Annotated in this window: 18 protein-coding genes, 1 pseudogene and 1 riboswitch; of the genes and pseudogenes, 8 read left to right on the forward strand and 11 right to left on the reverse strand. The window is 74.0% G+C overall.

All coding sequences use genetic code 11. The annotated features are described in order from the left end of the window. Positions 1–14: 14 nt before the first annotated feature. The 3 genes from ACULK2_RS13125 to ACULK2_RS13135 all read right to left on the reverse strand — a co-directional run bounded on the left by ACULK2_RS13125 (position 15) and on the right by ACULK2_RS13135 (position 3,501). Complete coding sequence (locus ACULK2_RS13125; RefSeq protein ID WP_445968312.1) at positions 15–1,367, reverse strand: adenylate/guanylate cyclase domain-containing protein; 1,353 nt, start codon at positions 1,365–1,367, stop codon at positions 15–17. Continuing rightward, on the reverse strand, positions 1,364–2,695 hold the full coding sequence (locus ACULK2_RS13130) for an adenylate/guanylate cyclase domain-containing protein (RefSeq protein WP_445968313.1): 1,332 nt from the start codon (positions 2,693–2,695) through the stop codon (positions 1,364–1,366). Before ACULK2_RS13130 ends, ACULK2_RS13125 begins: the two co-directional genes overlap by 4 nt. Positions 2,696–2,811: 116 nt before the next feature. Beyond that, positions 2,812–3,501 (reverse strand): DedA family protein, encoded by a 690-nt coding sequence (locus ACULK2_RS13135; protein WP_445968314.1) that lies wholly within the window; start codon positions 3,499–3,501, stop codon positions 2,812–2,814. A gap of 164 nt (positions 3,502–3,665) precedes the next feature. Here ACULK2_RS13135 and ACULK2_RS13140 point away from each other — a divergent pair, with 164 nt between their 5' ends. Then, positions 3,666–4,331, forward strand: a complete 666-nt coding sequence (locus ACULK2_RS13140; RefSeq protein WP_445968315.1) for a fasciclin domain-containing protein — start codon at positions 3,666–3,668, stop codon at positions 4,329–4,331. Between the two features lie 139 nt (positions 4,332–4,470). Further along, on the forward strand, positions 4,471–5,649 hold the full coding sequence (locus ACULK2_RS13145) for a MarP family serine protease (protein ID WP_445968316.1): 1,179 nt from the start codon (positions 4,471–4,473) through the stop codon (positions 5,647–5,649). Between the two features lie 39 nt (positions 5,650–5,688). Here the strand turns inward: ACULK2_RS13145 and ACULK2_RS13150 are convergent, their stop codons facing one another. Together ACULK2_RS13150 and ACULK2_RS13155 are read right to left on the reverse strand one after the other, a co-directional pair. Beyond that, the gene (locus ACULK2_RS13150) at positions 5,689–6,615 is read right to left on the reverse strand and encodes an aldose 1-epimerase family protein (protein ID WP_445968317.1); all 927 of its coding nucleotides are present in this window, start codon (positions 6,613–6,615) and stop codon (positions 5,689–5,691) included. A gap of 10 nt (positions 6,616–6,625) precedes the next feature. Further along, positions 6,626–7,441, reverse strand: coding sequence for a DeoR/GlpR family DNA-binding transcription regulator (locus ACULK2_RS13155; RefSeq protein WP_445968318.1), 816 nt, complete (start codon positions 7,439–7,441; stop codon positions 6,626–6,628). An 83-nt stretch (positions 7,442–7,524) separates the two neighbouring features. Between ACULK2_RS13155 and galT the strand changes: the two genes are divergently transcribed. Then, the gene (gene galT / locus ACULK2_RS13160) at positions 7,525–8,682 is read left to right on the forward strand and encodes a galactose-1-phosphate uridylyltransferase (RefSeq protein ID WP_445968319.1); all 1,158 of its coding nucleotides are present in this window, start codon (positions 7,525–7,527) and stop codon (positions 8,680–8,682) included. After that, the gene (gene galK / locus ACULK2_RS13165; protein WP_445968320.1) at positions 8,679–9,839 is read left to right on the forward strand and encodes a galactokinase; all 1,161 of its coding nucleotides are present in this window, start codon (positions 8,679–8,681) and stop codon (positions 9,837–9,839) included. Before galT ends, galK begins: the two co-directional genes overlap by 4 nt. A gap of 73 nt (positions 9,840–9,912) precedes the next feature. Here galK and ACULK2_RS13170 read toward each other — a convergent pair whose 3' ends face one another. Then, positions 9,913–10,407, reverse strand: a complete 495-nt coding sequence (locus tag ACULK2_RS13170; protein WP_445968321.1) for a YbaK/EbsC family protein — start codon at positions 10,405–10,407, stop codon at positions 9,913–9,915. 144 nt (positions 10,408–10,551) lie between these two features. Here ACULK2_RS13170 and ACULK2_RS13175 point away from each other — a divergent pair, with 144 nt between their 5' ends. Both ACULK2_RS13175 and ACULK2_RS13180 read left to right on the forward strand, forming a co-directional pair. Further along, positions 10,552–11,862, forward strand: a complete 1,311-nt coding sequence (locus ACULK2_RS13175) for an APC family permease (protein ID WP_445968322.1) — start codon at positions 10,552–10,554, stop codon at positions 11,860–11,862. Positions 11,863–11,979: 117 nt separating this feature from the next. Continuing rightward, positions 11,980–12,516, forward strand: a complete 537-nt coding sequence (locus tag ACULK2_RS13180; RefSeq protein ID WP_445968323.1) for a gamma carbonic anhydrase family protein — start codon at positions 11,980–11,982, stop codon at positions 12,514–12,516. 303 nt (positions 12,517–12,819) lie between these two features. On the opposite strand, the pseudogene ACULK2_RS13185 reads toward ACULK2_RS13180, so the two are convergent. The 5 genes and pseudogenes from ACULK2_RS13185 to glyA all read right to left on the reverse strand — a co-directional run. Next, positions 12,820–13,908 (reverse strand): annotated as a pseudogene (locus tag ACULK2_RS13185) (DUF6716 putative glycosyltransferase); the annotation flags it as partial. Continuing rightward, positions 13,905–14,777, reverse strand: a complete 873-nt coding sequence (locus tag ACULK2_RS13190) for an N-acetylneuraminate synthase family protein (protein WP_445968324.1) — start codon at positions 14,775–14,777, stop codon at positions 13,905–13,907. The gene ACULK2_RS13190 and the pseudogene ACULK2_RS13185, both read right to left, overlap by 4 nt. Positions 14,778–14,800: 23 nt before the next feature. Further along, on the reverse strand, positions 14,801–16,309 hold the full coding sequence (locus ACULK2_RS13195; protein WP_445968325.1) for a cytidylyltransferase domain-containing protein: 1,509 nt from the start codon (positions 16,307–16,309) through the stop codon (positions 14,801–14,803). 94 nt (positions 16,310–16,403) lie between these two features. Further along, positions 16,404–17,291, reverse strand: a complete 888-nt coding sequence (locus ACULK2_RS13200) for a bifunctional methylenetetrahydrofolate dehydrogenase/methenyltetrahydrofolate cyclohydrolase (RefSeq protein WP_445968326.1) — start codon at positions 17,289–17,291, stop codon at positions 16,404–16,406. Between the two features lie 80 nt (positions 17,292–17,371). Next, complete coding sequence (glyA, locus tag ACULK2_RS13205; protein WP_445968327.1) at positions 17,372–18,691, reverse strand: serine hydroxymethyltransferase; 1,320 nt, start codon at positions 18,689–18,691, stop codon at positions 17,372–17,374. Between the two features lie 74 nt (positions 18,692–18,765). Beyond that, positions 18,766–18,847: riboswitch (ZMP/ZTP riboswitch) on the reverse strand. A gap of 93 nt (positions 18,848–18,940) precedes the next feature. Between glyA and ACULK2_RS13210 the strand changes: the two genes are divergently transcribed. Together ACULK2_RS13210 and ACULK2_RS13215 are read left to right on the forward strand one after the other, a co-directional pair. Next, positions 18,941–20,110 carry an N-acetylglucosamine-6-phosphate deacetylase gene (locus ACULK2_RS13210; RefSeq protein ID WP_445968328.1) on the forward strand — a complete coding sequence of 390 codons (1,170 nt, stop codon included), beginning with the start codon at positions 18,941–18,943 and terminating at the stop codon, positions 20,108–20,110. A 576-nt stretch (positions 20,111–20,686) separates the two neighbouring features. Next, positions 20,687–22,183, forward strand: coding sequence for a sigma-70 family RNA polymerase sigma factor (locus ACULK2_RS13215; protein WP_445968329.1), 1,497 nt, complete (start codon positions 20,687–20,689; stop codon positions 22,181–22,183). Positions 22,184–22,198 lie beyond the last annotated feature (15 nt).

Below are 22,198 nucleotides of genomic sequence, written 5' to 3' on the forward strand. Positions count from 1 at the left end.
GATGCGGCGGGAGCTCAGCTCGGGGGCGCGACGGCGCCATCCGGCCCGTCGACGCAGTACCAGAGCCGCCATCGGTCCGGCACGCCCTTGAGCTCGTGCTCCCCCGCCTCCTCGAACGCGAACGGGAGGCCGAGCAGGAGGACGCGGACCGCGTCGCTCACCATGATGCGGCCGGGCTCGGCGATCGCGCAGATGCGGGCCGCCGCGTGCACGGCGAGCCCGATGAGGTCGTCGCCGCGCACGATGAGCTCGCCCGCGTGCACGCCGACGCGCAACTCGAGGCCGAGCGCGGCGGCCGACTCGAGGGCCTGGGTGGCGAAGTGCAGGGCCGACGACGGGAGCGGGAAGGTCGCGACGATGCCGTCGCCGGTCGTGTTCGCCTCCGACCCGGAGAACCTGGCGATGGAGCGTCGCAGCGCGTCGTCGTGCGCGGCGTGGATGCTGCGCCAGCGCTCGTCGCCGGCCTCGGCGAGCGCGGCCGTCGACCCGACGATGTCCGTGAAGACGGTCGTGAGCACGTCGCGGTGCCCGCCGCTGCGCGTCCCCGTGAGGAACTCCTCCATCTCGTCGACGAGCGCGCTGTCGGGGAGGACGGCGGGCAGCGCCGAGGATCGCCGGACGAGCTGCAACCGGCCACCGGGCAGGGCATCGGCCAGCCACCGCATGGGCGCCTCCTCGATCGCGTCGAGCGCGGTGTCGTGCAGGACGAGCACGGGGGCTCGCACCGACGCGAGATGGGGCCGGATGTCGACGGCCGCGATCGCCTCGGCGAGCCGCCGCGCGGCGCTCGGCGTCGCCGACATGCTCTCGTAGCGCTCCCACCACGCGACGAGCCGATCCGCGCCATCCGCCTGCCAGAACTGCCGGACGACGAGTCCCCGGCCCCATTCCGACGGCTCGAGGCCAGCCATGAGACTCGCGATCCACGTGGCATCGATCGCCCAGGGGAATCCCTCGTCGGCGTGGCCGACGGCGAGCGCCTCGTACGCGATGACCGATTCGATGCGCTCGGGATGACGTGCGGCGGTGACGATCGCGGTCGCCCCACCGTCGAACCACCCGATGATCGACGCGCGGGTGCTGCCCGCGGCGTCGAGGATCGCCCTCAGGTCGTCGGCATGGTCCTCGACGGTCGCGTCGAGGCCCCCGCGGTCGGAGAGCCCGGTGCCGCGCTTGTCGAACAGGATGACCCGGGCGTCGAGCCCCCGCAGTCGCTCGATGAACTCGAGGTGCTCGGGCAGTTCGCAGAAGACGTCGACGTTGGAGATGAACGCGAACGCGAGCACGATGTCGCGGTCGCCCTCGCCGAACACCTTGTACGCGAGGTCGACGCCGTTCCGGGACGCGTACCGTGTCGCGGGGATCATCGGGGCCCCGCCTCGATGCGGTACAACGACCAGTGACCCGGTACGCCCTTCAAGGAGTGCTCGCCGACGGATCGGAATTCCATCCCGGAGCCCTCCACGAGCACGCGGACGGTGTCGGTGAGGAGCACCTCTCCGCTGCCCGCGAGGGCGGAGACCCGAGCGGCGACATGGACCGCGATGCCGACGATGTCCTCGTCTCGTACGAGCACCTCCCCGCAGTGCACCCCGGCGCGGAGGCCCAGGCCCAGGTCGCCGGCGGTCGCGACCGCCTCCACCGCGAAGCGGAGCGCAGATGACGGAAGCGCGAACGACGCGACGAATCCGTCTCCGGCGGTGTTGACCTCCCGCCCGCCGAAGGTCGTGATCGAGCGGCGGACCGCGTCCCGGTGCGCGGCCAGCAGGTTGCCCCATCGACGATCGCCGGAGCCGGCGAGCTCCTCGGTCGAGCCGACCACGTCGGTGAAGACGATGCTCGCGAGTTCGCGCCGCCCGCCACTGCGCGTGCCGATGAGGAACTCCTCGATCTCGTCGATCGTCTCGTCGCCCGGCAGGACGAACGGAGCTCCCGGAGTCTGGCGGACCAGCTTCAGCCTTCCGTCGGAGAGGGTGTCGGCCAACCAGCGGAACGGCTCGGTCGGGAGGCCGGGGTAGCCGAGGTCGTGGAGCACGAGCACGGGGGCCGTGACGTCGGGAAGGTGATCTCGGATGTCCAGGTCGAGGGCGTCCTCGAGCACGCGGGCAGCACCGCTCGGTGGGGCGGAGAGGCGCTCGTACCGCGTGAGCCAGTCGATGAGCCTCGCGTCGCCCGCCCATTCGGGAGCCATCATGCGCGCCATCGCCTTCTGGCCCCAGCCCATGGTCACGAGCTTGCGCATCGCCACCTCGCCGAACGGCGACGCGAATCCCCACGGGAAGCCCTCGGCCGGTCGGCCCCTGGCGAGCACCTCGGCCGCCACCACGGATTCGACGCGGAGCGGGTGGCGCGCCGCCGTCACGAGGCACGTGGCGCCGCCGTCGAACCAGCCGAGCAGCACGGCACGCGTGCTGCCCGCCGCGTTCAGCACGGCGACCAGGTCGTCGGAGTGTTGTTCGACGCCCACCGGCGCGGTCGCCCGGTCGGACATCCCCGCGCCCCGCTTGTCGAAGAGGATCACCCGGCCGAGCGCGGCGAGCCGCTCGACGAGCTCGACGTTCTCCGAGAGCTCGAAGAAGACGTCGACGTTGGAGACGAGCGGGAACGCGACAAGCAGGTCGCGAGTTCCCTCACCGACCACCTTGTAGGCGATATCGGCGTCGCCGCTTCGCGCGAACTCGGTGACGGGGATCATGACGGAGCCCCGGCGCGTCGCCGTCGGATCCCGGCGATGCGACCACGGTCCCGCACGGCTCCGCCGGCCACGGCACCACGCTAGTACTCCGGCGGTGCATCACGCAGGACCCCGGCTCAGATGCCGCCGGGGGCCTCCTCGCCGCGCGAGACGCGGCGGCGATGTTCGCGGATCCGGACGACCCGCTTGCCGACGAACACTGCCACGGCGAGCACGACGGCCGCGATGACGACCACCTGCAGGCCGTCGGCCCAGGGCTCGACGACGTGCCAGTTCTCGCCGAGCAGGTAACCGGCGAGCACGAACACGGTGTTCCAGATGACGCTGCCGAGGGTGGTGAGGCCGAGGAACCACGCGACCGGCATCCGCGTGACCCCGGCCGGGATGGAGACCAGACTCCGGAAGATCGGGATCATGCGGCCGAGGAGGACCGCCTTCCGCCCGTGGCGGTCGAACCAGGCCTCCGTACGGTCGACGTCCGCGACATCCACCAGCGGCACCGCCTTCACCAGCGCGCGCGTGCGCGCCCGGCCGAGCAGCGCGCCGACGAGGTACAGCGCGAGCGCGCCCACGACGGATCCCGCGGTCGTCCAGGCGAGGACCTCGACGAGGCCGAACGAGCCGCGGCTCGCGGTGAAGCCCGCGAGCGGGAGGATCACCTCGCTCGGCAGCGGCGGGAAGAGGTTCTCGAGCGCGATCGCGAGCCCGGCGCCGGGCGCGCCGAGGGTCTCCATCAGGTCGACCGCCCACGCGGCGAGCCCCGTGAGCTCGGAATCGGCGGCGGCACGCAGGGATGTCGTCGTCATGCATCCGACGCTAGGCGAACCCGGCTGGACGAACAGTGGGGATGACCCCCTGAACGGTCCGGATCGATCCGGATTCCGCGACGCGTCCAATCCGGCATCCGCGCCGCACCGAACCCCACCCGACGACCCCGCAGGCGGGTCGCCCACACCCAAGGAGGAGACCGATGCGATCCACGCGCAGCACGCACCGCACCGCACTGGCGGCGTTCTCGATCGTGGCCGTCGCCGCGCTCGGACTCGCCGGCTGCAGCGCCGGCACGACCGACGAGGCCGCGACCGACGACGAGACCTCGATGAGCGAGGAGCCGATGGAGACCGAGGAGAGCATGGCCGACCCGGCGGCGAACCTCGTCGGGCCGGGATGCGCCGGCTACGCCGAGCAGGTGCCGGACGGTGCCGGCTCGGTCGAGGGCATGGCGATGGACCCGGTGGCCGTCGCCGCGTCGAACAACCCGCTGCTGACCACCCTGGTCGCGGCCGTGTCCGGCGAGCTCAACCCCGACGTCGACCTCGTCGACACGCTGAACGGGGATGAGTTCACGGTCTTCGCGCCCGTCGACGACGCCTTCGCGCAGATCGACGCCGCCACGATCGAGACGCTGCAGACCGACAGCGCGCTGCTGACCTCGATCCTCACGTACCACGTGGTGCCCGGTCAGCTGTCGCCCGAGGAGGTCGTGGGCACGCAGACCACCGTCCAGGGCGGGACCGTCGAGGTGACCGGGTCGGGCGACGACCTCATGGTCAACGACGCGAGCGTCATCTGCGGCGGCGTCATGACGGCCAACGCGACCGTCTACCTCATCGACTCGGTGCTGCTGCCCCAGTAGTCGCTGACGCACGCCGACCCGGCACGACGGCTCCTCCCCGGCGGGAGGGGCCGTCGTCGCCGTTCCCGCCCCGGCGCCCTCAGCAGGCTCCGAGCCGGATGCGACAGGCTGGTCGTCGGAAGATCGGAGCAGACCCCGCATGACCTGGAGCCTCGTCCTCGACATCCTGCTCGTGCTCGTCCTCGTCGGCGCGCTCGTGCACGGATGGCGCGCCGGCCTGCTGCGCACGCTCGGCGGGCTCCTCGGGCTCGTCGCCGGCGGCATCTCCGCCTACGTCGCGATGCCGTGGGTCGTCTCGTTCGTCGCCGCGCCCGAGTGGCGGGCGCCGATCGCGATCGCCGTCGCGGTGCTGCTCCTCGTCGCGGGCGCGTCGATCGGCGGCGCGATCGGCCGGGCGCTCGGCCGCGGCGCCGACGCCGTGAAGCTCGGGCCGATCGACCGCGTGCTCGGCGCGATCGTGAACACCATGGTGACGGCGTTCGTCATCGCGCTCGTCGCCTCCGGCGTGGGATCGATGGGCGTGCCCGTCGTCTCCCCCGCGGTCGCGAGCTCGTGGGTGGTCCGCGGCATCGAACAGGTCACGCCGCAGCCGGCGCGCACGCTCATGGCCGAACTCCGCACCGCCGCGTTCGGCGAGGCGATCCCCTGGCTCACGGGCGTGCTCGACGGGCCGACGGTCGCGCCGGAGCTGCCGTCGGGCGGCGTCGACGATCCCGAGCTGAACGCGGCCGCGGCATCCGTGGTCAGGGTCACGGGCCTGGCCTTCGAGTGCGGCGGCAACCTCACCGGGTCGGGCTTCGTCGTCGCGCCCGACCGCATCGTCACGAACGCGCACGTCGTCGCGGGCGTCACCGAGCCCATCGTGGAGGCCCCCGGCCGCGGACCGGTCCCGGGGCGGGTGGTCGCGTTCGATCCCGAGGTCGACCTCGCGCTCATCGCGGTCGAGGGGCTCGACGTGGCCCCCCTCGAGATCGCCGAAGCGCCGGGCGCCGAGACCGACGTGGCCGTCGCCGGCTACCCCTTCGGCGGCCCGCTCGAACTGCGCGCCGCACGGGTTATGGCGAACGGACCGATCACCATCTCGATCGACGGCGATGCGACCTCGCGCGACGTGGTGACGCTCGCGGCCGAGGTCGACCACGGCAACTCCGGCGGCCCGGTGCTCACGGGCGACGGCGAGGTGGGCGGCGTGGTGTTCGCGAAGTCGCAGACCGTCGACAACGTCGGCTTCGCGGTGCCGGTCGGCACCCTCGAGCCGCTCGCCGACGAGGCGCCGTCGCTCAGCGAGCGCGTCGACTCCGGCAGCTGCGCCTTCTGATGCGACGACCGTGCGGCGGCGACGCCCGCACGGTCGGCGTCACTCGGCGGTGAACCCGGCGAAGCGGATGCCCCAGCTCAGCTCCCACTGCTCGCCCGGGTCGAGCCAGCGCACCCCCTTGCCGGAGTTGAACGCCTCGGCCGGCGCCGTCATCGGCTCGACGGCGATCGCCCGGCTCTCGCCGGGGTAGGAGTCGGTCGTGAACACCTGCACGTAGGCGAACTCGTCGTCGGCCCAGACCGACACCGAGCGGCCGTCGGGCGCGACGAGCACGTGCTCGACCGTGCCGTCGACCGAGGCGACCTCGCCGAAGGCGTCGTCGAGATCGACGTCGCCGACGCGACGACCATCGCGGAAGTCCCACTCGGTGCCGTCGACGGGCACCTCGCCCGTCGGCAGCAGGCGCTCGTCGACCTCCAGGTGGCTGGCGGCGTCGAGCCGCAGCACCAGGTCCTCCGTCGGCACGCCGCCGATCTTCAGGAACGGGTGGGTGCCGACCGCGACGGGTGCGGGTTCGCCGCCGACGTTCTCGAGGAAGTGGGTGACCTTGAGCCCGTCCGACACGAGCTCGTACCGCACCGCGGTTCGAACCAGGAACGGATAGCCGAGCTGCGGGTAGATGGTCGCCGCGAGCGTCACCGAGTCGCGGTCCTGCTCGACGGGGACGTACTCGGCGTAGCGCAGCAGTCCGTGGATCGCGTTGTGCCGCGCCGGCTCGGTGATCGCGAGCTGGTGGGTCTGCTCGCCGTGCCGCCAGACGCCGTCGCGGATCCGGTTCGGCCACGGCACGAGCACGATTCCGGAACCGGACGGCGGCGTCTGGTCCTCGCCGAACGACGGGACGAGGTCGATCCCGTTGATGGTGAGCGAGCGCAGGCCCGCGGCGACGGCGGTGACGGTCGCGCGGACGTCGCCCGTGGACGTGGTCGTCTCGAGCTCGAACTGATCGCCCGTGGGGAGATTCATGCATTCCACCCTAGGGCCGGTCGGGCCCCCGGGCGACGAGCACCTGGAGCCCGGCGTCGCGGAGCTCGCCGAGGAGGACCGCGGGGGCCGCGGCATCCGTCACCAGCGCGTGGAACGCGTCGACCGGTGCGATGCGCCCGAGGTGGACCTCGCCGAGCTTGGACGCATCGGCCACGACGACGGCGCGCGCCGCGCGCTGGAGCATGAGCGACTTGACGGATGCCTCCGGCAGGTTCGCGTTCGTCACGCCGAGCTTCGGGTCGACGCCGTTGCAGCCGATGACGGCGAGGTCGACGTGCACCTCGTCGAGCACCGAACCGGCGAGCGGATGGACGAGCGAGTGCTGCCTCGGTCGGAGCGTGCCGCCCGTCACCACCACCGTGAATCGCGGGATCTCGGGTTCGAGCTCGAGCGCGATCGAGAGGCCGTTGGTGAAGATCGTGACGTCGTCGAGGTCGTCCCTGGCGCGGAGCGCACGCGCGACCTGCAACGTGGTCGTGCCCACGTCGAGGATGACGCTCTGCCCGCTCCGGACGAGGGCGGCGGCGCGTTCGCCGATGAGCTGCTTGGGCACGACGGATGCCGCGAGCGCCTCCTCGAAGCTCGGCTCGCGCTCGGGCCTCGGCTCGGCGGCGCCCGCGCCGGACGGCACCGCGCCGCCGTGGACGCGACGGACGACCCCGGCCCGCTCGAGCGCGTCGAGATCGGCCCGGGCCGTCACCGGGGTCACGCCGAACGACTCGCTGAGCTCCACGACGCGCACGAAGCCGCGCTCGCTGACGAGGTCGGCGGTCAGCCTGCGGCGGTGCGCGGCGTCGGGATGCATGAGGACAGTGTGCGTCGCGCCATCCCCACTTTGCAATACGAAACCCACTTGTTTCTGAAACGAAGATCGCGTACGGTGGCGCCGTGCACCAGACCGAACCCGGCATCCTCGACCCGCGCATCGCCGTGCGCCGCTCGACGCTCGCCGACGGCCGCGAGCTCATCTACTTCGACGACGCCGACACGACGCTCGCCGCCGAGCGCGCGATCGACGCCCGCGCCCTCGACCCGCGGCCCGCGGTCGCGGAGATGCGGCAGGACCCGCTCACGGGCGAATGGGTCTCGATCGCGGCCGCCCGGCAGAACCGCGTCTTCCTCCCGCCGGCCGACGCCGACCCGCTCGCGCCGCAGACCGCGACGAACCCGTCGGAGATCCCGAGCGGCTACGACGTGGCCGTGTTCGAGAACCGGTCGCCGTCGTTCGGTCCCGACCTGCCCGACTGGCCGGCCGAGGGCGTGACGGATGCCGCGGCATCCGCGCTCGCCGACGTTCGCGCCGTCGGGATCGAGCGCCGCCTGCCCTCGCACGGCCGCTGCGAGGTCGTGTGCTTCAGCCCGGAGCACGAGGGCTCGTTCGGCACCCTGACCGTCTCGCGCGCCCGCACGGTCATCGAGGCATGGGCGCATCGGACGGCGGCCCTCTCCGCGATGCCCGGCGTGCAGCAGGTGTTCCCGTTCGAGAACCGCGGGCGCGAGATCGGCGTGACGCTCCCCCACCCGCACGGGCAGATCTACGCCTATCCCTACGTGACGCCGCGGACCGAGCGGCTGCTCGCCGCGATCGAGGCGTACGGCCCCACGCTGCAGGCCGACGTCCTCGAGCGCGAACGCTCCGGCGAGCGCGTGCTCATCGCCGGCGAGCACTGGACCGCGTACGTGCCGTTCGCCGCGCGCTGGCCGATCGAGGTCCACCTCGTCCCCAACCGCCACGTGCCCGACCTCGCGGCGACGAACGCCGAGGAGCGCGACGAGCTCTCGCGCGTGTACCTCCGCCTCCTGCGCGGCGTCGACCGGCTCTACGACACGCCGACGCCGTACATCGCCGCCTGGCACCAGGCGCCCGTGCACGCGCACCGCGACGACGTCCGGCTCACCATGCAGCTGACCAGCCCGCGCCGCGCGGCCGACCGGCTGAAGTACCTCGCGGGGTCCGAGGCCGCCATGGGCGCCTGGATCGGCGACGTTCCCCCCGAGACGCAGTCCGCCGCACTGCGCACCGCCATCGAAGGAGTTGTCCTGTGACCGACGCCGTGGCCTCCGCCCAGCACCGCTTCGCCGAGCAGTACGGCCGACGTGCCGCCGGCGTGTGGTCGGCGCCCGGCCGCGTCAACCTGATCGGCGAGCACACCGACTACAACGACGGGTTCGTCTTCCCCTTCGCCATCGACCGTCGCACGACCGTCGCGCTCGGCGACCGCGACGACCGGGTCGTGCGGGTCTCCTCGACCTTCTCGCCCGAGACGATCGAGGTCCACCTCGACGAGCTGTCGCCCGACGCGATGAGCGGCTGGGCCGCCTACCCGCTCGGCGTGGTCTGGGCGCTCGGCGAGTCCGGGGCCGACCTCGCGCACGTGCGCGGCGTCGACCTGCACATCGACTCCGACGTGCCGGTGGGGGCCGGCCTGTCGTCGTCGGCCGCGATCGAGTGCGCCGTCGCGCTCGCGCTCGACGAGCACTGGGGACTCGGCTTCGACCGGCCGACGCTCGCGAAGATCGGACGCCTCGCCGAGAACCGCGCGGTCGGCGCGCCGACCGGGATCATGGACCAGTCCGCGTCGCTCCTCGGCGAGGCCGACGCGGGCGTCTTCCTCGACTGCCGCAGCCTCGACGCCGACGTGATCCCGCTCGGCTTCGCCGAGGCGGGGCTGTCGCTCCTCGTCGTCGACACGCGAGTGAGCCACGCGCACGCGACCGGAGGCTACGCCGCGCGGCGCGCGTCGTGCGAGGCGGGCGCCGCCGCGCTCGGCGCCGAGTCGCTGCGCGAGGTGCGCGTCGACGACCTCGACCGCGCGCGCGACCTGCTCGACGACGAGACGTTCCGCCGCGTGCGGCACGTGGTCACCGAGAACCAGCGCGTGCTCGACACCGTCCGCACGCTCCGCGAGCACGGCCCGGGGGCGATCGGCCCGCTGCTCGACGCGTCGCACGTGTCGATGCGCGACGACTTCGAGATCTCGGTGCCCGAGCTCGACCTCGCCGTCGAGACCGCGCAGGCGAACGGCGCGATCGGAGCCCGCATGACCGGCGGCGGCTTCGGCGGCGCGGCGATCGCGCTCGTGATCGACGAGCTCGTGCCCGTCGTCGGCCGCAAGGTCGTCGAGGCGTTCGCCGAGCACGGCTACCGCGAACCGGGCGTCTTCACGGTCCGCGCCGCGCAGGGCGCGCGCCGCGACGCGTAGGCGCGACCTGCGCCGGAGGCGTCGGGTGCCACCGACGCCCGGGTTCGGCGCCGCTCGATCGCGGCCGGACGGTTCAGCCCGGCTCGACCGCGGTCGGCGTGCCGCCCGTGATGCGCACGAGCTCGTCGAACGTGGTCGGGAAGACCGTCTTCGCGTGCCCGGCCGCGGCCCAGACCTCGTCGTAGGCCGCGAGGTCGACGTCGACGAAGGTGCGCACGGGCGACGGATGGCCGACCGGAGCCACGCCGCCGATGACCTGGCCGGTCGCGGCCTTGACGACCTCCTTCGAGGCGCGCCCGATCGTGCCGCCGAGCTCGGCGCCGAGCCAGTCGGTGTCGACGCGGTGCGCACCCGACGTGAGCACCAGGATCGGCTCGTCGTCGAGCGTGAACACGAGCGAGTTCGCGATCTGCCCGACCTCGACCCCGAGCGCGTCGGCCGCGAGCTTCGCAGTGGTCACGGCGTCGTCGAACCACACGATGCGCGGCTCGATCCCGTCGGCCGCGAGTGCGGCCGCGACCTTGTCGACGGCGGCGTGCGAGGGGGCTGCGGTCGGCTCGAGCGTCATGACCTCGATCCTACGAGCGGATGCCAGCGGCACCCGTGCTCGTGCCGCCCGGCCCGGCACCCGGCGTCGGCACGCCTCGACGCCGCGGGCCGGTCCGAGCTCGACCGTTCCCGCCCGTTCACCGCCCTGCCGTAGGGTGCGAACGTGACCGATTCCGCCGCGCCGCACGAGCGCCTCGCCCGCCGCCTCGGACTCCGGGGCGCGGTCGCGATCGGGCTCGCCGCGATGATCGGAGCGGGCGTGTTCGCGGTGTGGGCGCCGGCGGCGCAGGCGGCGGGCGGGTGGCTCCTCGCGGGCCTCGCGGTCGCCGCGCTGGTCGCGTTCGCCAACGCCGGGTCGACCGCGCAGCTCGCGGTCCGCTACCCGGAGTCGGGCGGCGCCTACCGCTACGGCCGGGAGCGTCTCGGCGCCTGGGCCGGGTTCCTCGCGGGCTGGGGCTTCGTCATCGGCAAGACCGCGAGCTGTGCCGCGATGGCGCTCACGGCGGCCGCGTACCTCGTGCCGCCCGCGTGGCAGAAGCCGGTCGCGATCGCGGCCGTCGTGGTGCTCGTCGGCGTCAACGTGCTCGGCGTCACCCGCACCGCGCGGGTCGCGTCGGCGATCGTGTCGGCCGTGATCGCGGTGCTGGTCGTGGTCGTCGTGGCCGGGTTCGCCGCGATCGCGGGCGTCGGCTGGGGGGTCGGCGCGCCCGCCCCGACCGCCGAGCTGCAGGCCACGGATGCCGCGCCCGACGTGTACGGCGTCCTGCAGGCCGCAGCCCTGATCTTCTTCGCGTTCGCGGGCTACGCGCGCATCGCGACCCTCGGCGAGGAGGTCCGCGAGCCGACCCGCACGATCCCGCGCGCGATCGGCGTCGCGTTCGCGATCGTGGTGGTCGTGTACGTGCTCGTCGGCACGGCGGCCGTGGGGTCGCTCGGGGCCGATGCGCTCGCGGCATCCGTCGCCCCGCTCGTCGACGTGGTCGCGGTGGCCGGATGGCTCTGGGCCGAGCCCGTCGTCCGCATCGCCGCGGGCGTGGCCGCGCTCGGGTCGCTGCTCGCGCTCGTCGCGGGCGTCGGTCGCACGAGCCTCGCGATGGCGCGCGACGGCGAGCTGCCGCGGGCGCTGACGGCGGTGCATCCGCGGTTCGGGGTGCCGCACGTCGCCGAGATCGCCACCGGCGTCGCGGTCGTCGTGCTCATCCTCGTCGCCGACCTGCGCGGCGCGATCGGGTTCTCGTCGTTCGGCGTGCTGCTCTACTACCTCGTCGCGAACGCGTCGGCGCTCACGCAGCCCGTTGGCGAGCGGCTCGTCCCGCGGTGGTTGTCCTGGTTCGGGGCCGTCGGATGCGTCGTGCTCGTCGTCACGCTGCCGATCGTGTCGATCGCGGCCGGGGTGGCGGTGTTCGCCGTCGGCGCCGCGGTCCGCGCCATCCGCATCGCCCTGGGCCGTCGACGCCGCGACCCGGGCGACTGACCCCACGATTCGCAGGAGTCCCCGCGATCCGCAGGACGCAACGGACGGCGAACGTCCTGTGCATCGCCGGATCTCCGGCGGACGCGACGCGACGCGAGCGCGGAATAGGCTGGCCGCATGAGCGCCGACCCGTCCGCCCGGATCCTGACCATCGCCGACGTGCCCGCACCCGAGCTCGAGCCGAGCGCCTTCGTCGCACTGGGCGCCGTGATCGTCGGCCGGGTGCGCCTCGCCGCGCGGTCGAGCGTCTGGTACAACGCGGTGCTCCGCGCCGAGGCCGAGCCGATCACGCTCGGCGAGCGCTCGAACCTGCAGGACGGCGTCGTCTGCCACGTCGACGCCGGCTACCCCGTCACGATCGGCACGGGCGTCTCGGTCGGGCACCGCGCGGTGCTCCACGGCTGCACCGTCGAGGACGACTGCCTCATCGGCATGGGGGCCACGATCCTCAACGGCGCCGTGATCGGGCGCGGGTCACTGGTCGCGGCCGGTGCCGTGGTGCTCGAGGGCACCGTCGTGCCGCCCGGCTCGCTCGTCGCGGGCGTCCCCGGCAAGGTGCGGCGCGAGCTCACCGCCGACGAGCAGGCCGGCATCCGCCGGAACGCCGAGGCGTACCTCGCGCACGTCGACCGGCACACGGCTCCGGTCGACTGAGGTCGCACCGGCCTCCGCACCCGCGGAACGCGACACCGCCTGTGCGATCCCACGCTGTGCGCGACGAATCCGCCGGACGACGCCGCGAGCGGGAACGCCGACGCCCCACGCCAGCGCGCCCGAGAGGGTCCGGTCGTGCCCGCCGAGCATGCGGCGTCGCTCGAACGCGGTGCGGAGCGCGCCGCCCGAGAGGTCGTGGCGACGCTCGAGCTCCGGCAGCGGGACGATCTCGCGCGCCTCGACGAGCGCCGCCAGCCGCGCCGCCCAGTCGTCGGCACCCGCCCCGTGGAAGTAGTTGTCGGCGAGCCAGCCCGGCTCGGCGCGGAAGAAGCGCCCGGCTGAGAGGTCATCGGTCGAGCCGAACAGGCCCGCGCCCTCGAACACCGTGTTGATCATGCCCGGCGACACGCCGAAGTCGTCGATGAGCAGGGTCGGGATGTCGAGCGCGATCGCCTCGAGCGCGGCCGTCGAGCTCACCGTCACCAGCGCTCCGGCCCGGGCGAGATGACCCGCCATGGGTCCGTCCTCGACCACGAGATTCTGCGGCATCCCGCCCGCAGCCGCCAGGTCGGCCACGAGTCCGGCGTAGTCGTGCGCCTCATCGTGGGTCTGGGCCTCGCCCGCCCGAGCGCGAACCTTGACGACCACGCGGCGCCGGGGTTCGCGACGGGCGAGCTCGGCGAGCGCGGCGAGCACCGCCAGGCGGTCCTCGCGGGCGACGGGCACCTTCGCCTGAGCGGCGAACACGACATCGGTGCGGGCCGGCGCCGCGTCATCCGTCGACGCGGACGTCCGGGCATCCGGTGCCGGCGTCTGCGTCGGCGCACCCCCGGCCGACGCGCCCGCCAGGAACGGCAGGGTCGCGAGCCCGAACATGCGATCGACGCCGAGCTCGGCCGCGTTGGCGCGGAACTCCCGCACCTCGCGACGGCTGTGCAGGACCACGAGGTCGGTCTGCTCCCGATAGATCACGGCCTTCGGCACGGCCGGGATCGTGAGGCCCGGGAAGCCGCTGACGAGCACCGGCCGGTTCCGCCGGCTGAGGAGCCTCGGCGCGACGACCCGCACGAACGGCCCGCGCAGCGCGAGCAGCACCGCGTGCGGGTCGAAGTCGTCGAGCTCCTCGTCGAGGCCGGCGCGGCCGGGGCGTCCGTCGAGCGGCAGGACCCGCGCGTGCTCGGGCGCGAAGCGCGTGCCGGCGAGCGCATGGACGAGCTGCCTCGGACTCGGTTGCACCGGCGAGGCCACCACGACCAGGCGCGAGGTCCACCCGCCGGGCAGCGTCGAGGCGAGCGCCGCGCCCCACTTCACGTAGGAGTCCGAGTCGCCGACGACGAGCAGACGCCGCGCCGCGGCATCCGTCACCGGCACGCCCGCCTCGGCAGCCGTCACGCGAGCACCCGGCGGAGCTTCGCCTTCGGGGCCTCCTCGCCCGGGTAGACGCGCTTGACGCCGTCGCCGAGCGCGTCGCCGATGATGCGGATGTCGCGCACGAGGTGCTCGAGGCCCTGCGGCTCGAGCGAGGCCGAGTGGTCGGAGCCCCACATGGTGCGGTCGAGCGTGATGTGCCGTTCGACCGCGACCGCCCCGAGGGCGACCGCGGCGAGCGAGATCTGCAGGCCGCGCTCATGGCCCGAGTAGCCGATCGGCACGCCGGGGAAACGGCGCTTCAGCGCGGGGATCATGAGGAGATTGGCCTCCTCGGGCGGCATGGGGTAGCTCGAGGTGGCGTGCATGATCACGAGGCGCTCGGTGCCGAGCACCGTGACCGCGCGGTCGATCTCGTCGAGCGTCGACATGCCGGTCGACAGGATGACCGGCCGGCCCGTGTCGCGCACGGCCTCGAGCAGCTCGAGGTCGGTCACCGACGCCGACGCGATCTTGTGCGCGACGGCACCGTACGACTCGAGGTCGGCGACGGCCGGCGCGTCCCACGGCGAGGCGAACCAGTCGAGGCCGTGGAGGGCCGCGTGCCGGGCGACCTCGGCGTACTCGTCGCGGCCGAACTCGACCCGGTGGCGGTACTCGAGGTAGGTCATGGTGCCCCACGGCGTCTCGCGCGGCGTGAGCTTCATGTGCTCGGGCGTGGAGATGTCGGGCGTACGCTTCTGGAACTTCACGGCCTGCGCGCCGGCGTGCGCGGCCACCTCGATGAGGCGCTTGGCGATCTCGACGTCGCCGTTGTGGTTGAGGCCGATCTCGGCGATGACGTAGACGGGCTCGTACTCGCCGATGGCGGCGTGGCCGATGCGCACGGACATGCTGGCTCGCTTTCGTGGGTGGGTCAGGTCGCGGAGGACGCCGCGGCGATGGCCTCGCGCTGCTCGCGCGTGGGATGGGCGGGATCGAGCTCGCGCGACTCGCGAGCGAGGTCGGATGCCGCGGAGCCGAGCTTCGCGTCGCGCGCCGCGAGCACGAGCTCGGCGAGCTCGCGCACCGCGCCGTGCCCGCCGTGCCGTTCGAGCACGTGGCGGGCCCGCTCGAGCGCGTCGGGGGCCGCGTCGGGCACGGCGAGCGGCCAGCCGACGAGGTCGAGGGCGGGGATGTCGCCGCGGTCGTTGCCGAGGTAGGCGATGCGATCGAGGCGGATGCCGCGGGCCGCGGCCCACTCGCGGAGGGCCGCACCCTTGTCGGCGAGCCCCTGGATGACGTCGACGCCGAGCTTCTCGGCCCGGCGGCTGACGACCGGGTTGGCCTCGGCGGAGAGGATCAGCACGGGGATGCCCGCGTCGCGCAGCCGCGCCACGCCGTGGCCGTCGGCGCGGCTCACCCGGACGGACTCGCGGCCGAGCTCGTCGACCATGGCGGTGTCGTCGGTGTGGACCCCGTCGAAGTCGGTGACGACCGCGTCGACGTCGACGAACGGATGGCGCGGGTCGGCCACCCACGCCACGCCCTCGCGTCGGGCGAGCGACGCGGCGATGCCGCCCGCGAGGCGCCGGTCGACGCGTGGCGCGAGCGCGCGCGCCCGGGCCAGGTCGGCGGCGTCGTCGATCTCGATCGCGGTGTCGGGGTGCACGCGCTGGATGCCGATGCGGCCGAAGAAGCGGTGCCGGGCGAGCACGAAGCCGTCGGTCCGCAGGACGTAGAACGCGCCGGTCTCGAGGAACTCCGGGTCGCGATCCTGGCGCCGCGGCCGGTTCGACGGGTCGTGGTTCACGCCGACGGCGCTCGCGCCGTCGGCGTCGTCCGCGCGCTCGCGCCAGAGGAACCCGTGCGTCGGTGTCGCGGCGAACACGACGTCGCGCTCGCCCTCCGCCACGCGTGCGACGGCCGCGTCGAGGTCGGCCGGGTCGATGAAGGGCGAGGTCGCCTGGATGAAGACGATGACGTCGGCGGGCGCGCCCGCGCCATCCGCCCCCGATGCCCGGCCCAGCGCCTCGATCGCGTGCAGCAGCGCCGACTCGCTCGTCGCGGTCGCGTTCGCGAGGTCGGCGGGGCGCTCCACCACCTCGGCTCCGGCGCCGCGCGCGGCGTCGGCGATCTCCTCGTCGTCGGTGGTCACGACGACGCCGTCGATGCGTTCCGAGGCGAGCGCGGCGTGCACGGCCCGGGCGATGAGCGGCACTCCCCCGATGCGTGCCACGTTCTTGCCAGGCAGGCCCTGCGACCCGCCGCGGGCCGGGATGATCGCGATGGCGCGCGCGGCGCCGCTCGATGCACCGCCGTCGGCCGCCGAGTGGTCGGGCCGGGAACGGGCGGCGCGGTCCCCCGACGCGCCTGCGCCGTCCGCGGGCCGACCCGGCTCGGCCTGACCGGCGGCGGTGGCCTCGTCGGGCTGGCTGCGGCTCATGGCGCGAAGCTATTCGCGCGACGCGTCCGCGGGGTGCACGCCGGGTGAACGGCGGGCGACGGTCAGGCTGACGGCGGATGCCGGTGCGAGCGGCTCAGCGGCCGTGCAGCTTGATCTCGGCGGCCTTGACGACGTTGGCGAGGAGCATCGCGCGCGTCATGGGGCCGACGCCGCCCGGGTTCGGCGAGAGGTGGCCCGCGACCTCGGCGACCGCCGGGTCGACGTCGCCCGTCAGCCTGCCCTTGCCGGTCTCCTCGTCGGCGACGCGTGTGATGCCGACGTCGAGCACGGCGGCGCCGGGCTTCACCCATTCGGGCTTCACCATGTGCGGCACGCCGACGGCCGCGACCACGATGTCGGCGCGCTGGACCTCCGCGGCGAGGTCCCGGGTCCGCGAGTGCGTGAGCGTGACCGTGGCATCCAGTCCCTTGCGCGTGAAGAGCAGCCCGAGCGGACGGCCCACGGTGAGGCCGCGGCCGATGACCGTGACGTGCTGCCCGCGGATCGGGACGTCGTAGCGCTGGAGCATCTCGACGATGCCGGCGGGCGTGCACGGCAGCGGCGAGTGCAGGTCGCCCTCGATGCCGAGCACGAGCCGGCCGAGGTTCGTCGGGTGCAGGCCGTCGGCGTCCTTGTCGGGGTCGATGAGCTCGAGCATCGCGTTCTCGTCGTGGCCGGTCGGCAGCGGCAGCTGCACGATGTATCCGGTCACCTCTCGCGCCGAGTTCAGGTCCCGGATCGCGGCACGCACGTCGGCGGAGGTCGCCGAGGCGGGCAGGTCGACGCGGATCGACTCGATGCCGACCTCGGCGCAGTCGCGATGCTTGCCCGCGACGTACGACCTCGACGCGGGGTCGTCGCCGACGAGCAGGGTCCCGAGGCCCGGCACGACGCCGTTGGCCCGCAGGTCGGTGATGCGCGAGGCGAGCTCGGACTTCACGGCGGCCGCGGTGGCGACGCCGTCGAGCGTGATGGCGGTCATTCGGGTCTCCTCATTCTGTCGTCGCGTCCCGGGCCGGGAGCGCGGTGACCGCGCTCCCGGTGCCCGGTCCGGGGCCGTCGCTACTGCTGGAGGCCCGGGTAGAGCGGGAAGGCCGCGGTGAGCGACTCGACGCGCGAGCGGAGCGCCGCGACATCCGGGTTCGCCTGCAGCGCGAGCGCGATGATGTCGGCGACCTCGGTGAACTCGGCGTCGCCGAAGCCGCGGGTCGCGAGTGCGGGCGTGCCGATGCGCAGGCCCGAGGTCACCATCGGCGGGCGCGGGTCGAACGGCACCGCGTTGCGGTTCACGGTGATGCCGACCTCGTGGAGCCGGTCCTCCGCCTGCTGGCCGTCGAGCTCGGACGTGCGGAGGTCGGCGAGCACGAGGTGCACGTCGGTGCCGCCCGTGAGCACGTCGACGCCCGCCGCGCGCGAGTCGTCGGCGGTGAGCCGCGAGGCGAGGATGCGGGCGCCGCTCAGCGTGCGCTCCTGGCGGTTCTTGAACTCCTCGGACGCCGCGATCTTGAACGCGGTCGCCTTCGCGGCGATCACGTGCATGAGCGGGCCGCCCTGCTGGCCGGGGAAGACGTTGGAGTTCAGCTTCTTCGCGAGTTCCATGTCGCGCGACAGGATGAAGCCCGAGCGCGGGCCGCCGATCGTCTTGTGCACCGTCGACGACACGACGTCGGCGTGCGGAACGGGGTTCGGGTGCAGGCCCGCGGCGACGAGGCCGGCGAAGTGGGCCATGTCGACCCAGAGCTTCGCGCCGACCTCGTCGGCGATCTCGCGGAACGCGGCGAAGTCGAGCTGGCGCGGGTACGCCGACCAGCCGGCGATGATGACCTGCGGCTTGTGCTCGAGGGCCTTGTCGCGCACGACGTCCATGTCGACCTGGAAGGTCTCGGGGTCGACGCCGTAGGCGACGGCGTTGTAGAGCTTGCCCGAGAAGTTCAGCTTCATGCCGTGCGTCAGGTGGCCGCCGTGCGCGAGCTCGAGGCCGAGGATGGTGTCGCCGGGCGTCGCGATCGCCGAGAGCACGGCCGCGTTGGCGGTCGCGCCCGAGTGGGGCTGGACGTTCGCGTACTCGGCGCCGAACAGCGACTTGGCCCGCTGGATGGCGAGGTTCTCGGCGACGTCGACGAACTCGCAGCCGCCGTAGTAGCGGCGACCCGGGTAGCCCTCGGCGTACTTGTTCGTGAGCACCGAGCCCTGCGACTGCAGCACCGAGACGGGCACGAAGTTCTCGCTCGCGATCATCTCGAGCGTCGAGCGCTGGCGGTTCAGCTCCTGCTCGAGCACCTCGGCGATCTCGGGGTCGACCTCGGCGAGCGGTGCGTTGAAGACGGATGCGTCGCCCGCGACGGCGTCGGCGGGGGCGTCGGTGGTGAGTGATTCAGCCAAGGGATGGCTCCTTCGAAGATGACATGCGGACCTGCGGAAATCGCCTCGTGCGCGACTCGCGCCCAGAGGCCTCGCGTACCGGCCCAGGCGTGCGGTCGGTCCGTGCCAGTCGCTCCCCGATGGTCACCCATCTCAACGCCAGTCGCGACGCCGCCAAGCATAGCAACGGATGCCGCGAGCCCACGCCGCGGATGACGCGCGCGGTCGCGACCCCGGCGATGCGTGCGGCACCGGCGTTATCGTGGCCCGGTGACCTTCGCGCCGACGACCGTCGTCCACTCCGCCCGCATCGTCTCCGGGGGCGACACCGTCCCTGACGCATGGGTGCGCTTCGAGGGCGACCGGATCGCGGATCGCGGCATCGGCGAGGGGTGGCGCGACGCGCCTGCGGTGCTGGCCGGCGAGGCCGAGGTGACGGATGCCGCGGGCCGATGGCTGACGCCCGGATTCGTCGACATCCACTGCCACGGCGCGGGCGGCGCGGCGTTCGACGACGGCGTCGACGCCATCCGGACCGGGCTCGCGGTGCACCGGGCGCGCGGCACGACCCGGAGCGTCTGCTCGCTCGTGACGGCGCCGGTCGACGTGCTCGCCGAACGGCTCCGCGCGATCGCCGCGGTCGCGGCATCCGACCCGCTCGTGCTCGGCGCCCACCTCGAGGGACCGTTCCTCGACCACGACTTCCGCGGGGCGCACGACCCCGCCATGCTGCGCACCGCCGACGACGACGCGCTCGACCGGCTGCTCGCCGCCGCCGACGGCACGCTGCGGCAGATCACGATCGCGCCGGAGCACGGCGCCGCCGAGGCGGCGATCGCGCGCCTCGTCGACGCGGACGTCGCCGTCGCCGTCGGCCACACCGGCGCCGACTTCGAGACGGCGCTGCGCGCCTTCGACGCCGGTGCGTCGATCCTCACCCACGCGTTCAACGGGATGCGCGGCATCCACCACCGCGCCCCCGGGCCCGTGGTCGCCGCGATGCGCGCCGACCACGTGACGCTCGAGGTGATCGGCGACGGCGTGCACGTGCACCCGGATGTCGTGCGCCTCGCGTTCTCAGGGGCGCCCGGGCGGGTCGCGCTCGTGACCGACGCGATGGCCGCGACCGGGTCGTCCGACGGCGCGTACGTCCTCGGTTCGCTCGAGGTGGAGGTCCGCGAGGGGGTGGCTCGTCTCGCCGGCGGCGGTTCGATCGCCGGATCCACGCTCACGCAGGACGAGGCGCTGCGTCGTGCGGTGTTCGACTCCGGCATCCCGCTGCACGAGGCGATCGGCGCGCTCACGGTCACGCCGGCCTCCGCCATCGGACGCGCCGGCGACCTCGGCCGGCTCGATGTGGGCTTCGCGGCCGACGCGGTCCTGCTCGAGGACGACCTCGCGGTCGCCGCGGTGTGGGGCGCAGGCGAGCGCATCGCCTGAGCCGGCCCCACCGGGCGGAGCGAACGAGCGCAGACCTGTTCCGGTCGGACGAATCCGCGGACCATCGACCGGGCGCCCCCACCGGGCGGAGCGCACGAGCGCAGACCTGTTCCGGTCGGACGAATCCGCGGACCATCGACCGGGCGGCCTCACCGGGCGGAGCGCACGAGCGCAGACCTGTTCCGGTCGGACGAATCCGCGGACCCTCGATCGGGCGGCCTCACCGGGCGGAGCGGGGGGCCTGTTCCCCTCGCCCCCGCGCTCCGTCCCGGTCGCCGTGCCGCGCGATCCCCCACGCGGTCCGCTTCGACCCGAGCGACCGCCCGGCCCTTCCCCGGTGCGCGGTCCCTCGCCATGAGAGACGCCGTCCCGGGCCGATCATGACGCCACTTCGCGCGATCCGTCGCCCACGGCCCACCGGGTCGGCCATCGCGGCGACCGCGTTGGGCGATCGGGCCGCTCATCTGGTGGAATGAGCGTGGCCGCACGCGAGACCTGCCCGGCGCGGACCGCCGGCACCCGAAGGCCGTCGCGCTCGGCCCGGGCGCGCGCGCCCGCACGAGGAGGACCAGGCACGTGACCCCTGCACGATCCGCGCTCGCCGACGCCGAACTGATCGCGGCGACCCGCACCGGCGACCGCGAGGCGTACGCCGAACTGTGGCGCCGCCACGAGGCATCCGCTCGCACCGTCGCCCGCTCGCACACGACGCTCGACGCCGACGACCTCGTGGCCGAGGCGTTCACGCGGACCTTCGACGCGATCCGGTCGGGCAAGGGGCCGACGGGGGCGTTCCGGCCGTACCTGTTCACCACCATCCGCAACACGGCCGCGAGCTGGGGTCGTGCCAACCGCGAGACGCCCCTCGACCAGCTCGACGCGGTCGAGGATCCCGCGACGGGCGACGCGGCCGCGCTCGAGGCGCTCGACCGGTCGACGACCGCGAAGGCGTTCCGTGGACTGCCGGAGCGCTGGCAGGAGGTGCTCTGGTACGCCGAGGTCGAGCGGATGTCGCCGCAGCAGATCGCGCCGCTGCTCGGCATGAGCGCCAATGCGACCGCGGCGCTCGCCTACCGTGCGCGCGAGGGCCTGCGCCAGCAGTGGATCCGCGCGCACCTCGCCGACGCCCACCACGAGCCAGAGTGCGGCTGGACCGTGGACCGGCTCGGCGCCTACATGCGCGGTCGGCTCCGGACGCGCGACACGACGAAGGTCGAGGCGCACCTCGACGGCTGCGCGAAGTGCACGGTCGTCGCCGCGGAGGCCCGGGAGGTCGGCATGCGGCTCGCGTTCGTCCTGCTGCCGCTCGCGGCCGGGCCCGCCGCGGCGACGGCGTATTCGGCATGGCTCGGTTCGACGGCACCCGCCGCCACGGCGGCCGCGGGCGCGACGGGGCTCGCCGGACTGGGAGCGGCCGGCGCCGCGGGCGACGCCGTCGTCGGCACGGCCGGCGCGACGAGCTCGGCATCCGCGGGCGCCGCGAGTGGTGCGGGCACCGCCTCGGCGTCCGGCGCGAGCGCGGCGATGACCGTCGGCGCTGGTGTCGGCGGCGCCGTGCTCGTGGCCGCGACTGCGGTGGCGCTGCTCGTGCTCCCACAGGTCGCGCAGACGGATGCCGCGCCCGAACGCGGTTCGACGGCGCTCGCCGCCGAGGCGCCCGTCGCCCCCTCGCCGGCTCCGGTGCCGTCGATTCCGGATGCCGCGCCGGCACCGATCACGGACGAGCCGGACCCCGTGCGACCGGTCGAGGAACCGGTCGAGCCGCCGCCCGCGCCCGCGCCGCCCGCGCCGCCGCCGCCCGCGCCGGAGCCCGCACCGGCCCCCGTGCCCGAACCGACGATCGAACCCGCCCCGCCCGTCGAGCCGGATCCGATCGCCGAGCTCGGGCTCGTCGTCGACGCCCTCGGCTCGAACCTCACGCTCGAGCTCACTGGCGAGCCGGGCGCCGAGGTCGAGCTGCTCGCCGACGACGTGGCCTTCGCGACGGTCGAGCTCGACGAGTGGGGTATCGCGGTCGTCGAGCTGCTCGCCCCGGCGAACCACAAGTGGACCGCGTCGGCGCGCTACTCCTGAGCCGGCGCTCGGCGC

Source organism: Agromyces molybdatiresistens, from assembly GCF_052748445.2.